The sequence below is a fragment of the Roseibium sp. AWQ4_254 genome, from assembly GCF_056161025.1.
Map to the genome: position 1 here is coordinate 57216 of NZ_JBSWYH010000008.1, position 12943 is coordinate 70158.

Consider the following 12943-nt stretch of genomic DNA (forward strand, 5'->3'; position numbering starts at 1 on the left):
TTTCCGAATTGTTAACGGTACATTTCTCCGCCCCCAGCAGAAACGAGCACTTTTTCCGGCCACAATAGTTAACAGTAATACGCATGCCCTTTTTCGACGCCCCGTCCCGTTTCAACCGTACTGCCGTCAGGTTACGCTTCAAAATCTGCCCACCCAAACCAGCCCCAGCAAAATCTACCGGGGCCTTTTCCGGATCAAAAATGCGGTGATTCGATATTTTTTTCGCCTCAAGAGCCCCAGAACGGCTCACAAATGCTCTGTCGGGACAGCGACGACCGCGAGGCAATCTCCAGATTGAATCAGACCCGGAAAATGGCGCGCCATCAAAAGGCCGGACCGTCTTGCCCGGTAGATCACCGGACCAATTCCCGTCCGGTCCAGAGCCCAGACCTGGGCAAGCGCCTGGTTTTCCTGAACCGTGTCACCGAGGTCGGCGAGCGGCTCGATCATACCGTCGCCTTCGCAAAAGACGAAGCAGCGCTCGTCCGGCATGTCCAGGGCCGTACTGCCCTCAAGCTCCGGCTGCCCCGTCAGAAGATCGGCATGTTTGAGCAGATTGCGCGCGCCCCTTAAAGCGATTGCAACAGACCGCGCCGTTGCCGTTCCGCCCCCGCCAAGCTCTGTTGTGACAAAGACCTTGCCTTGCTCCTCGGCCGCAGTGTCATACATTCCGGCCGCATCGATCTCTCTGAGGATCGCCGTATAGGGCGCATTGAAGGCCTGCGCGGCAGCAAGGCAAGCGGCTTGCTGCGTCTTGTCTTCAAGCACATGCGCACAGGCAAAGGGAAGGAAGTCCAGCGTCTTGCCGCCAGAGTGAAAGTCGAGCACCACATCCGCCATCGGCAGAAGGACTGTGTTGAAATAATCCGCGATCTTTTCCGTCACCGTTCCGTCAGGACGGCCCGGAAAGGTCCGGTTGAGATTGCCCCTGTCGATGGGTGACGTCCGTGTTCCGGCGCGAAAGGCGGGATAATTGAACGCAGGCACGATGATCACCCGCCCACGCACCTCCCGGGCGCTCAAGGACAAGGCCAGGTTCTGCAGCGCAATCGGCCCCTCATACTCATCGCCGTGGTTTCCCCCCGTCAAAAGCGCTGTCGGCCCCTCCCCGCCATACACCACCGTCAGCGGGATCATCACAGAGCCCCAGGCAGATTCGTCCCGGCTGTAGGGAAGACGCAGGAAACCGTGGTGAACTCCATTTTCATCGAACGGCACAGTGGCAACAATCGGGTTCCCGGCCATGGCTTACCCCTTCACAAAGAGCTGACGCGGCACGGCAGCCAGGCATTCCGGCGCCCCGTCGCGAATGACGATGCTCTCGGTGATTTCAAACCCCCAATCCTCCATCCACAGGCCAGTCATGAAATGAAAGGTCATGTTCTCGCGCAAAACGGTCTTGTCGCCGCTGCGCAGCGACATGGTGCGCTCGCCCCAGTCAGGTGGATAGGACAGGCCAATCGGATAGCCCGAGCGGTTGTCCTTGGTGATGCCGTAGCGTTTCAAGACGGCGAAGAAAGCATGGGCAATATCTTCGCACAGATTGCCCGCCCGGGCCACCGCCAGCCCGGCCTCCATCCCCTCAAGCACGGCCTCTTCCGCCTCCAGAAACGTCCGGGTCGGCTTGCCCAGAAAAAGAGTTCTGGACAGGGGACAATGATACCGGTGACAGACACCGGCCACTTCAAAAAACGTGCCCTCGCCCCTCATCATCGGCCGATCATCCCAGGTCAGGTGCGGCGCTGCCGCATCGCTTCCCGACGGCAGGAGCGGCACAATGGCCGGATAGTCCCCGCCTGCCCCCAATGCAGGATCATAGCGCAGGCCCGCATCATATATCTCCGCCACCAGATCGCATTTGCGCAGACCCGGTTCCGCCTTTTCCAGAATACGCGAATGGATCTTTTCAACCCGCTTTCCAGCCATGCGCATATAGGCCAGCTCCTGCTCCGACTTGACTGCCCGCAGCCAATTGACGAGGCCGGTCACATCCTGAACACCGGCATTCGGCAAACTTTTTAGCAAAGCCGCATGAGCCGCAGCAGAAAACCAGTAATTGTCCAATTCCACGCCGATCCGGGCGCCTGCCCAGCCAAGGTCGTCCAGCCGTGCGGCCAAATAGGCCATCGGGTGGTGCTCGCGCGACTGAACATAATGGTCCGGATAGCCAATGATATTGTCTGGATGCATGAAGCAGGTCCGCAGCGCCCCTTGCGCATCCTGTCCGCGCCCGAACCAGACCGGCTCGCCCTCAAGCCCGAGCAGCACGGCCTGGTGCACATAAAAGGACCAGCCGTCATAGCCGGTCAGCCAAGCCATATTGGACGGGTCAGATACAAGAATGACCTCCACCCCGGCCTTTTGCATGGCTGACCGGGTTGCCGCAATCCGTGTCTGATATTCGTTCAGGGTAAAATGAAGCCTAGGCGCACTCATGGCGGCTGTTTCCCAAGTGTCAGAAAGCCGTGCGGCATCCCCCTTGAGAGCACATCGCGTTCCATTCGATTGGCCTTTCGCTGCCTGACATCAAAGAAGTCCCCGCAAAAGACAAAACGTTTTGAAACCAGACGAGCGCGGCACGCTCTCATGAAAGGCAGCACCTGCAACGGCCTCTCACGATAGGTGAGAAGGTCCTGAATGAAAATCGCTTTCTGCGACCTGTTTCCTCAGGACGTCAGGCCCAGCTCGTCAATCACGGTCTGCAGCGCCAGACGGAACACCTGTTCCTCTGCCCCCGGCTGCACATCCGGACGGGTCATCAGCCCCACCGGACCCTTGGTGATATCCCCGTCAAATGGCAGCCGGACCAGATGGCCGTCGGCGGTCTCGTTCTGCACCACCCCGGCAGAGATGATCCAGACCGCATCGCTGGTGCGGGTATAGACCCGGCCGAAGGCGCCGGAGACCGTCTCGATCCGGTTCGTGATCTCACCAACCCCGTTGGCAATCAAAAACCGCTCCACCAGCGGGCGGATCGCCGCCCCTTCCGGCGGAAAGATCACCGGCCAGTTCACGATCTCCTTCACATCAGGCTGCTCCAGAAGCGGATGACCTGCGCGCACAATCAGGTCCACCCGTTCTGAATAGAGCTGGGTGAAAGACACCCCTTCCATGGAGACCGGCCGGCCAAGCCGGCCGATCACAAGATCCAGTTCCCCCATTTTCAGCCGCTCGATGAGATAGCCGTGAGGCCCGTCCATGATCTGCACGGTCACATGGGGGGCCAGCTGCGCAAATTCCCGGATCACAGGCGGCATGAAACTGGCGGCCACACTGGGCAGGGCGCCGACCTTCAACAAAGCCCGGGCGCGGGCGCCTTCCTTTTCAACCCCGTCGAGCCCCTGTTGCAGGCTGGCCAGGGAGATCTGGGCAAAATGCAGGAACACCTTGCCCTGTTTGGTCAAGGCGATGCCCGCCCGGTTGCGGGTCATCAAGGTGGCGCCGACAATTTCTTCCAGCTCTTTCAACGTCTTTGAAATGGCTGGCTGGGTCAGGGTCAGCTTGTCCGCCGCCAGCTTGAGGCTCTCCTCGCGGGCAATTTCCACAAAACTCTGAATATGCCGGAATTTGATGCGCCGATCGATCATTAACTTACCAAAAAAGGAAACAAACAGACTGAATATCTCATTTTACTTCTCTTTTTTGAACATTCAATATGAGCGGAGTCAAGGAGGATCCCATGCGCACTCAGGTAGTTATTGTTGGCGGCGGCCCGTCTGGCCTGCTGCTCGGACAGCTGCTTCATCGCAAAGGCATTGAAACCGTCATTCTGGAACGCAAGACCCGGGACTATGTGCTCAAGCGCATCCGCGCGGGCATTCTGGAAACCGGTCTTGTGAACATGATGCGCGACGCCGGTTTGGCAGAGCGTATGGACAAGGAGTGTTTTGTCCACCACGGCACCTGCATCTCTTATGAAAACGAGCTGTTCGGTGTCAATTTTCACGATCTGATCGGCCAGAACGTCATTGTCTATGGCCAGACGGAAGTGACCCGGGATCTCTATGAGGCCCGGGACATCATCGGGGCCACCACCCTGTTTGATGTAGAAGGGGTGACCATCAACGGGGTGGAAACGGACAGCCCTTATGTAACGTTTGTTCAGGACGGCCAAAGCCGGCGGATCGATTGTGACTTTGTGGCCGGATGCGACGGCTTTCACGGGGTCAGCCGGACCACCATCCCGGAAAGCGTGCGCACAGAATATGAGAAGGTGTTCCCTTTCGGCTGGCTGGGGGTCCTGTCGGAAACCCCTCCGGTCCATGACGAACTCATATATGCCAATTCCACCCGGGGCTTTGCGCTATGTTCCATGCGCAACGAGAACCTGTCGCGCTACTATGTCCAGTGCGATCTGGACGACCGGGTGGATGCCTGGAGCGACGAGGCGTTCTGGGACGAGTTGAAGCGCCGCCTGCCCCAGTCTGTTGCAGACCGGCTTGTCACCGGGCCGACGCTGGAAAAATCCATCGCACCGCTGCGCTCTTTCGTCTGCGAACCCATGCGCTGGGGACGGCTGTTCCTGTGCGGCGACGCCGCCCATATCGTGCCCCCCACCGGCGCCAAGGGCCTCAATACAGCGGCCTCGGACGTGCACTACCTTCAGGAGGCCCTGGGCAGCTACTATCTGGACAAGGACAGCGAAGGCATTGACACCTATTCGCAAAAGGCGCTTGCCCGGGTGTGGAAGGCCGAGCGGTTCAGCTGGGCGACCACCAATATGCTGCACCGGTTCCCGGATCAGACCGGCTTCGACCTGAAGATGCAGCGGGCGGAAATCGAGTCGCTCCACTACAATGAAGCGGCCCAAAAGTGGTTCGCCCAGAATTATGTGGGGCTGCCCTACTGATGCGGATCGCGCGGCTGACATCGGCTGATATTCATTGGCGCGAGGATGGCGACCCTGAGGGGGTTCCCGTGGTGTTTGCCAATTCGCTGGGAACGGACTTGCGGCTGTGGGATCAGGTGGTCGCGCGCTTTCCGCCCGACGGCTACCGGTTGATCCGCTTTGACAAGCGCGGCCATGGTCTCTCCTCCACCCCTCCCAATCCTTACACACTGGACGCTCTGGTGCAGGACACGGCCGACCTTCTGGACCGGCTCAAGATCTCCTCCTGCCTCTTTGTGGGGCTGTCCATTGGCGGCATGATCGGCCAGCGGCTGGCCCTGCTTCAGCCGCAGCGGATCCGCCGGATGGTTCTGTCCAGCACCGCCGCACAAATGGGAACCAGCGGCATGTGGCAAAACCGGATCAGCCTCATCCGCAGCGGCGGCGGCCTGGCCGCAATCACCGCGCCGGTGATGGAACGCTGGTTCACTTCCAGCTTCCGCGAGACGGACGCCTGCCTGGGCTGGCAGGCAATGTTCGAGCGGACGCCGGTGGAGGGTTATATTGGCAGCTGCGAAGCCATTGCCGGGGCCGACCTGAGAGATGCGGCCGGCGGGATCACCTGCCCTGTCCTTGGCCTGTGCGGCCGGGAGGACCTGGCAAGCCCGCCCGATCTGGTACGCGATACGATGGCGCGCATTCCAGGCGCCCGTTTTGAGGAGATCGGCGCGGCCGGACATTTGCCCTGTGTGGAGCAGCCGGACGCCTTTACGACCCATCTCCTGTCATTTTTTAAGGAGCAGCTTCATGACTGACCGCTTTCAAAACGGCATGACCGTTCGGCGGAGCGTGCTGGGTGATGCCCACGTGGAGCGCGCGGAAAGCGCCAAAACCGCCTTTGACGAACCGTTTCAGACATTGATCACGGAGGGAGCCTGGGGCACGGTCTGGGCGTCGGACGGAATTACGCCCAGGGACCGGTCCATGCTCACCCTTGCTCTGCTGGCCGCGCTTGGCAATTTTGAGGAAATTGCCATGCATATCCGCGCGACTGCCAGAACCGGGGCCAGCAAGACAGATGTGCTGGAAGCCTTTCAGCATGTTGCGATATATGCAGGCGTTCCGCGGGCCAATCAGGCCCTCAAGATCGCCAAGGAAACCTACGCGGAAATGGAGCGGAACGCTCCGCATGCGGCTGTGCCCATTGGCGCAGCGAGGGAGGAGAGACAATGAAACCGGGCCCTTATTACCAGCGGGACCGCCGCTGGCAGCCCCCGGCACTGACGCCGGAATACAAAACCAGCGTGTCCCGATCGCCGCAATATTCCATGATCAGCCTGGAGACCACGGTCAGCGAAAGCACCGGTCCGGTCTTCGGCCACAAGGACATTGATCCGGGCGACAATGATCTTCTGACCAACTATGCCAAACCCGGCGAAGGTCCCATTGGTGAGCGCATCATCCTGCACGGCCGGGTGCTGGACGAAGACGCCCGGCCGGTGCCCAACACTTTGGTGGAGATCTGGCAGGCCAATGCGGGCGGACGTTACCGGCACAAGAAAGACACCTATCTGGCGCCGATTGATCCGAATTTCGGCGGCTGCGGCCGCACCTTGACGGATGAAAAAGGGTATTACTGTTTCCGGACAGTCAAACCCGGGGCCTATCCGTGGCGCAACTGGGTCAACAGCTGGCGCCCGGCCCATATCCATATGTCGATCTTCGGCAGCGCCTTTGCCCAGCGGCTGATCACACAATGCTATTTCGAGGGCGATCCGCTGATTGCAAAATGCCCGATTGTGGCAACAATCCCGGATCCGGATGCCATTGAACAGCTGGTGGCCCAGCTGGATCTGAATGCCACCATTCCTCTCGACACGATTGCCTACAAGTTCGACATCGTTCTGCGCGGCCGCCGCTCGACCCTTTTTGAGAACCGGCCGGAAGGGAACTGACCATGCGCCAGACACTGGATTATCTGAAAGAGACCCCGTCCCAGACCGCCGGACCTTACGTCCATATCGGCCTGGCTCCGGGCGCTGCCGGTTTCGACATCTATCAACACGAGCTTGGCTGGGACATTGCCGGGCCCAACGCGCAAGGCGAACGCATCCGCATTGAGGGCCAGGTGATTGACGGCATGGGCTCACCCATCAAGGACGTGCTCCTGGAAGCCTGGCAAGCCAATGCCAACGGCATCTATGCCCATCCGGAACATCCGGGCGAGGTTGAGGACGGCTTCCGGGGCTGGGGGCGTGTCATCACCGATTTTGAAACCGGCGAATGGGGCTTCGACACCATCAAGCCCGGCAAGGTGACAGACGCGGGCGGCAAGGTTATGGCCCCGCATATCACCCTCTGGATTGTCGCCCGGGGCATCAATATCGGCCTCCAGACCCGGCTCTATTTTGAGGACGAGACAGACGCCAATGCAGGCGACCCGGTCCTGAACCTGATCGAATGGGAACGGCGCCGGGCAACCCTGCTGGCGCGCAGAACCGAACGCGGTGGCAAACCCGTCTACCGCTTTGATGTGAAGCTGCAGGGCGAAGATGAAACCGTCTTCTTCGACATCTGACCCGCTACGAGAAAAACCATGACCAAACCCTGTATCATCTGCGTTGCCATCACCGGCTCCCTGCCGAAAAAAGAAAACAACCCGGCGGTCCCGATCACCGTTGCCGAGCAGGTGGAAAGCACCCAGGCCGCATTCGAGGCCGGGGCGTCCATTGTCCATGCCCATGTGCGCAATGACGATGAGACCCCGTCCTCTGATCCGGAGAAATTCGCGCGGCTGAAGGAAGGGCTGGAAAAACACTGCCCCGGCATGATCGTGCAGTTTTCCACTGGCGGCCGCTCCGGCGCAGGCCAGATGCGCGGCGGCATGCTGCCGCTGTCCCCGGATATGGCATCGCTTTCCGTCGGCTCCAACAACTTTCCCACCAGGGTCTATGAGAACCCGCCGGATCTGGTGGACTGGCTCGCCGGGGAGATGAAGACCCACAAGATCAAGCCGGAGATCGAGGCCTTCGATCTCAGCCACATTCATCAGGCCGCCGCCATGAACAAGGACGGGCGAATTCCGGGCAAGCTCTATGTGCAGTTCGTCATGGGCGTGAAAAACGCCATGCCGGTCGACCGGGATGTGTTCGACTACTACATCAGGACGGTCGGGCGACTCGTGCCAGGCGCGGAATGGTGCGCGGCCGGCATCGGACAGCATCAGCTGACCATCAATGAATGGTGCATCGCTGCAGGCGGCCACACCCGCACCGGTCTGGAAGACAATGTGCGCCTGGACCGGCAGACCCTTGCCCCCTCCAATGCCGCCCTCGTCAAACGGGCTGCGGATCTGTGCGCAAAATACGAGCGCCCGGTGGCCACCTGGCAGCAGGCCCGTGAGATCCTGGATGTTCCGCTCAAGGCCGCTTGACCTTGCCCCGCCCTTGGCTCTCAAATGGGAGCAAGACCCTGACCGTTGAGAGCCATGCCCCTATCCCTGTTTTCAAGCCCTGTTTATGCAGGCCTCTTTTGTGACGAGGATCTTGCCGCCCATCTGAATGATGCGGCCGATCTTGCGCATATGATTGCCTTTGAGCGGGCCCTTGCAAAGGTGCAGGGTCAGCTTGGCCTGATCCCGCAAACTGCAGCGGACGGGATTGAGACGGGCCTGCGGGAGGTTCAGGTCGCCCCGGAAGCCCTGGCAGCCGGGACGGCCTCAGCCGGTGTGCCGGTGCCTGCCCTGGTTGCGGAATTGCGCCGCCATGTGGACAGCGAGGCCGGGCGCTGGCTTCACTGGGGCGCCACCAGCCAGGATGTGATCGACACGGCCCAGACCCTTCAAATCCGAGCTTGCCTCGATCTGATCGGCCCGCGTCTCACCGCGCTGATCGACACGCTGGAAAGGGAAAGCCACACCCAGACGGAGCAACTGCTGGCCGGGCGCACCCGCAGCCAGGTTTCCACCCCCATCACCCTTGGCTATCGCATCGCCCAATGGGCCCATCCGCTGATCGACGCGGAAGCTGCCCTGCCGGAGCTGCGCCGCACAGTCTTGCGGCTGCAATTCGGTGGCGCTTCAGGCATCAACAGTGCGATTGCCCCGGATGGCGCAGGGGTGGCCGCGGCCCTTGCCAAAGAGCTTGCCCTGGAAAACAGCCCGTCCTGGCATGTTAACCGCACACCCCGGCTTGTCCTTGCGGGCTGGCTGGTCAGCGTTTGCGCCGGACTTGCCAAAATGGCGGGGGATCTCATTTTGATGGGCCGCTCGGACATCAATGAACTGTCCAGCGGCACCGGTGGCGGGTCCTCCACCATGCCGCAGAAAGCCAATCCGGTTCAGGCCGAAACGCTCAAGGTGCTGTTTCAGATCGCGCTGTCGGCCCAGACTTCTCTTGCGGCCGCCGCTGCCCCGGCAGAAGAACGGGATGGAGCCAGCTGGCCGCTGGAATGGATGGCTGTGCCGCAAATTCTGCTGGCCACGGGTACGGCCCTGCGCCACGGGCAGGATCTGGCAGGATCCTTGCGGCCGGATGCCAGCAGTCTCTCCAGGACAATCACCGGCAATCCGGAGATGATGGCTGAGGCGGCCAGCTTCGCTCTGGCCCGGGCCGGGATCTCCAAGAGCAAGGCCAAGGATCTGGTGGCCAAGGCCGCCGCAGGCCCGGCCCCGTTTGCCGAAACCCTCAGCGCACTTGCCCCCCCCGGCCTGGACTGGACCAGCGTGCTGGACCCGCACAGCGCGGTTGCAGAGGCCAAGGCCATGGCCACCCGCATTTTCGCGCAGCGCAGCAGATCACCGTCCTGATACATAACGTAATTCCGGCGGCCACTCTCCTGAGCCTAATATGAGGTGTCCGGCCCGCTTTGTCATGATTGCAGGATGCTTGGCAGCCAGAGTGTCAGCGCAGGGAAGCTGACCAGCAGAATAACGCGAATGATCTCCGCCCCAAAGAAGGGTGCCACCCCCTTGAAGGTCTCGATCATCGGCGTTTCCCGGTCGAGGGAGGAAATCACAAAAACATTCATGCCCACCGGCGGCGTTATCAGGCCAAGCTCCACCACGATCAGCGCCAGCACCCCGAACCAGATTTTCAGGTCCTCCGTGCTCATACCGAAGCCAGCGCCATCAGCTCCCTGATAGATGCCGCCGTTGACCTCGACCAGAACCGGCCAGAAAAACGGGATCACCAGCAGAATCATGGACAGGCTGTCCATTAGGCAGCCGAGCAGGATCAACGCCACGAGCAGCAGAATCAAGACCGTCATGGGGTCGAGCCCGGAGGCGACGATCCAGGCCGCCGTCTCTTGCGGCAGACCCACCCGGGACATGAAAATCTTCAGAAGCTCCGCCCCCAGGATGATCAGATAGATCATGCCGGATGTTCCGGCGGTCTCCTTGAGCGCGGCAATGAAATCGTGCCAGGAAAGCTTGCGCTGCGCCAGGCCGAAAGCCAGCACCAGAAACACGCCAACGGCCGCTGCCGGGGTCGGGTTGTAGAGGCCGAGATAGATGCCGCCGATCACCAGCCCGAAAATAAACAGCACCGGGATCATGCCGACGGTGGCTTCGGCGAATTCTTTCTTGTCGGCAACCCCGCCCTTCGGGCCCGCATCGGGCCTGACAGCCACATAGATCGCAATAGTCAGCAGAAACAGGATAACCGCCAGAATACCGGGCAGGAACGCGGCCATGAACATGGTCACGATGTTGGCTTCCACGATGATTGCGTAGATGATCAGGACCACGGAAGGTGGAATCAGAATGCCGAGCACGCCGCCGGCAGCCAGCGTTCCGGTCGCCAAGGCGCCGGAATAGCGGTAGCGCTTGAGTTCGGGCAAGGCGACCTTGCCCATCGTGGAGGCCGTGGCAAGCGACGAACCGCAAACCGCCCCGAACCCGGCACAGCCTGCAATGGCCGCCATTGCGGTGCCGCCGCGCAGCCAGCCGAGCCAGGCATTGGCGCCCCGGAAGAGCGCCTGGCTGAGCCCGGTCTTGGAGGCAATCGCCCCCATCAGCACGAACATGGGCACGACGGACAGGTCGTAGATGGAAAATTGCCCATAGGCCAGCGTCTTCAACTGGCTCAGAACCAGTGCCGGACCGTTGAGCAGCATCGTGCCCCCCGCACCCACCAGGATCATGGCATAGGCAATCGGCATTCTTATTGCGATAAGGGCGATGAGAACGGCCAAGCCGCCGAGCCCGAGCACAAGAGCATCCGCCATTTTCGGGTTATCCTTTCGACAGGGCGCTCACATCGCGGATCAGCGTGACAAAGGCGGCCAGGGCCAGAAAAGCAAGGGAAATCAGGATCGGTACAAACGCCATCCAATGCGGGATCTGCAGGATGGTCGTGGTGTAGTCATAGGTCTTCTGGTCAAGCAGCCCCAGATACATGCGCCAGATCAAAAGAAAGGCGAACCCAAGCGCAACCACCGAGCCCAAAAGAGTAAAGAACGCCACCACGCGCGGCGGGGCAGATGCGGTGAAGATATCGGCCGAGACATTCGCGCCGGAGAGCTGGCAGTAGGGCAGAAAGCTGAAAACGGCAATCGCGACGCCCATTTCCGTGAGTTCAAAATCCCCAGGAAAGGGCTTGCCGAACTGACCGCTGATTATGGTCAGCATGTTGACCCCGACAACGACCAGCAAAACGCCGCCGCCCAGCAGGGCCCACAGCGTGATCAGCCGGCTGGCAGCCCCGATAAACCCGGAGCTGCCTCTGTGCTGGGATGCGGTCATCAGTGGGCCGCATTCTTGGCGACCGCAGCTTTCGCCTTTTCGACGAGCGCGGCACCGTCAATGCCTTTTTCGGAAACTTCGTCCACCCAGCGGCCGACCACGGGGGCGAGGGCCTCGTTGAAGACCGCTGTTTCTTCCGGCGTCAAGATGATGTGCTTGTTGCCCGCCTTTACGGCGAGGGCAATGCCGAAGTCATCCGACGCAGCCCAGATGTTGCCGACTTCCGTCAGCCAATCGCGGCCGGATGCATCCCGGAACGCCTTTTGAACATCTTCCGGCAGGCTGTCCCAACGGGCCTTGTTCATGGAAACCTGGAACACGGTGGTGCCGAACCGCTCCTTGTCGGCGCCCTCGATCTGGTATTTGGTCTGTTCCTGAATCTTCAGCGGCGGAATGATCTCCCAAGGGATCATGGCTCCGTCGATCACGCCCTTCTGCAGCGCAGGCGGCAATTCGGGCACCGGCATGGCCACAGGCGCAGCCCCGAGCGCTTCAATCGCCCAGGCGCCCGTGCGGGTCGGAATGCGGATTTTCTTGTCCGCCAGATCCGCTGGGGAATGCACTTCCGTGTCCCGCATGTGAATGCCCTGGCCTGCATGGACATGCAGGAACATGACTTCCACGCCCTTGTAGTCTTCCTTCAGATCGTCCTCGAACAAATCCGCAAGCGCCAGATTGGTGGCAGCTGTGTCGTTCTTGTGAATGCCCGGCAGCTCAAACACTTCAGAGCGTGGGAACAGGCCCGGCGTATAGCCGTTGACGGTCCAGACGAGATCCACCACCCCGTCGCGCACCTGGTTGATCAGCTCCGGGGGGCGCCCGCCAAGGGTCATGGCCGGGTAGATTTCAATGGCCACCTTGCCACCCGAATTTGCTTCCACCTGCTTGGCCCAGGGCACGAGCATCTTGGCGTGGGCCGGGGCTTTCTCGCCCAGGAAATGATGCAGCTTGAATTCATACTCAGCCGCCGTCGCCGATACTGTTCCGGCAACGATGACAGCAGCAGCCAAAGCTGCGGTTTTCAGATTGAACATGTTTCCTCCTCCAGCGAACGTGCTGCTAGCGGTCGGCCTGTTTCTCTCACGGACCAGCGGCCACCCGTGCTGCATTCCCATGCAACGCTCCGCCAATCAGAAACAGCCTGAAGCTCCCCGGTCAAGCCTGGAAACACCGCGATCCGGTGCAACTGGCTGAACGTGCACAGCACACATTTCCCAGCTATCCTCACCGAATGATTTTGGAATGTAAAATGAGATATTGAGATATATACTTGCCCATAACGACAACAAACTACCTGGAATTGTCAGGCCGGTTTTGCAGCAAAGCTTGGTTCCTCCTTGCAAGCAGGGATCCCGTGCCGTCATGATTTT

At 60.6% G+C, this 12943-nt stretch carries 13 protein-coding genes; 7 read left to right on the forward strand and 6 right to left on the reverse strand.

The features are described 5' to 3' along the window. Nucleotides 1-246 precede the first annotated feature (246 nt). From doeB to pcaQ, 3 genes are all read right to left on the reverse strand, one after another. The gene (doeB, locus tag ACXAIC_RS07860; RefSeq protein WP_475175432.1) at nt 247-1245 is read right to left on the reverse strand and encodes a N(2)-acetyl-L-2,4-diaminobutanoate deacetylase DoeB; all 999 of its coding nucleotides are present in this window, start codon (nt 1243-1245) and stop codon (nt 247-249) included. A gap of 3 nt (nt 1246-1248) precedes the next feature. Then, nucleotides 1249-2436, reverse strand: a complete 1188-nt coding sequence (gene doeA, locus ACXAIC_RS07865) for an ectoine hydrolase DoeA (protein WP_475175435.1) — start codon at nt 2434-2436, stop codon at nt 1249-1251. A gap of 230 nt (nt 2437-2666) precedes the next feature. Beyond that, nucleotides 2667-3587, reverse strand: a complete 921-nt coding sequence (gene pcaQ / locus ACXAIC_RS07870) for a pca operon transcription factor PcaQ (RefSeq protein ID WP_475175437.1) — start codon at nt 3585-3587, stop codon at nt 2667-2669. A gap of 92 nt (nt 3588-3679) precedes the next feature. On the opposite strand from pcaQ, the gene pobA reads away from it, so the two are divergent. From pobA to ACXAIC_RS07905, 7 genes are read left to right on the forward strand one after another with little or no spacing between them, the layout of a single operon-like run. Next, complete coding sequence (gene pobA, locus ACXAIC_RS07875; RefSeq protein WP_475175439.1) at nt 3680-4849, forward strand: 4-hydroxybenzoate 3-monooxygenase; 1170 nt, start codon at nt 3680-3682, stop codon at nt 4847-4849. Further along, entirely contained in the window at nt 4849-5643 is a 795-nt protein-coding gene (gene pcaD / locus ACXAIC_RS07880) for a 3-oxoadipate enol-lactonase (RefSeq protein WP_475175441.1), read from the forward strand. The genes pobA and pcaD overlap by 1 nt, the downstream gene beginning before the upstream one ends. Continuing rightward, nucleotides 5636-6061 carry a 4-carboxymuconolactone decarboxylase gene (gene pcaC, locus ACXAIC_RS07885; RefSeq protein WP_475175442.1) on the forward strand — a complete coding sequence of 142 codons (426 nt, stop codon included), beginning with the start codon at nt 5636-5638 and terminating at the stop codon, nt 6059-6061. Before pcaD ends, pcaC begins: the two co-directional genes overlap by 8 nt. Further along, a complete protein-coding gene (gene pcaH, locus ACXAIC_RS07890) occupies nt 6058-6783 on the forward strand; it encodes a protocatechuate 3,4-dioxygenase subunit beta (RefSeq protein WP_475175445.1) in 726 nt (241 codons plus the stop codon). The genes pcaC and pcaH overlap by 4 nt, the downstream gene beginning before the upstream one ends. Nucleotides 6784-6785: 2 nt before the next feature. Then, nucleotides 6786-7406, forward strand: coding sequence for a protocatechuate 3,4-dioxygenase subunit alpha (gene pcaG / locus ACXAIC_RS07895; RefSeq protein WP_475175446.1), 621 nt, complete (start codon nt 6786-6788; stop codon nt 7404-7406). An 18-nt stretch (nt 7407-7424) separates the two neighbouring features. Next, nucleotides 7425-8261, forward strand: a complete 837-nt coding sequence (locus ACXAIC_RS07900) for a 3-oxoadipate:acetyl-CoA acetyltransferase (protein ID WP_475175448.1) — start codon at nt 7425-7427, stop codon at nt 8259-8261. Between the two features lie 54 nt (nt 8262-8315). Next, on the forward strand, nt 8316-9635 hold the full coding sequence (locus tag ACXAIC_RS07905; RefSeq protein WP_475175450.1) for a lyase family protein: 1320 nt from the start codon (nt 8316-8318) through the stop codon (nt 9633-9635). A 62-nt stretch (nt 9636-9697) separates the two neighbouring features. Here the strand turns inward: ACXAIC_RS07905 and ACXAIC_RS07910 are convergent, their stop codons facing one another. From ACXAIC_RS07910 to ACXAIC_RS07920, 3 genes are read right to left on the reverse strand one after another with little or no spacing between them, the layout of a single operon-like run. Beyond that, nucleotides 9698-11056 (reverse strand): TRAP transporter large permease, encoded by a 1359-nt coding sequence (locus ACXAIC_RS07910; RefSeq protein ID WP_475175451.1) that lies wholly within the window; start codon nt 11054-11056, stop codon nt 9698-9700. Between the two features lie 7 nt (nt 11057-11063). Further along, a complete protein-coding gene (locus tag ACXAIC_RS07915; protein ID WP_475175452.1) occupies nt 11064-11573 on the reverse strand; it encodes a TRAP transporter small permease in 510 nt (169 codons plus the stop codon). Then, complete coding sequence (locus ACXAIC_RS07920; protein WP_475175455.1) at nt 11573-12607, reverse strand: TRAP transporter substrate-binding protein; 1035 nt, start codon at nt 12605-12607, stop codon at nt 11573-11575. Before ACXAIC_RS07920 ends, ACXAIC_RS07915 begins: the two co-directional genes overlap by 1 nt. Between the last annotated feature and the right edge of the window lie 336 nt (nt 12608-12943).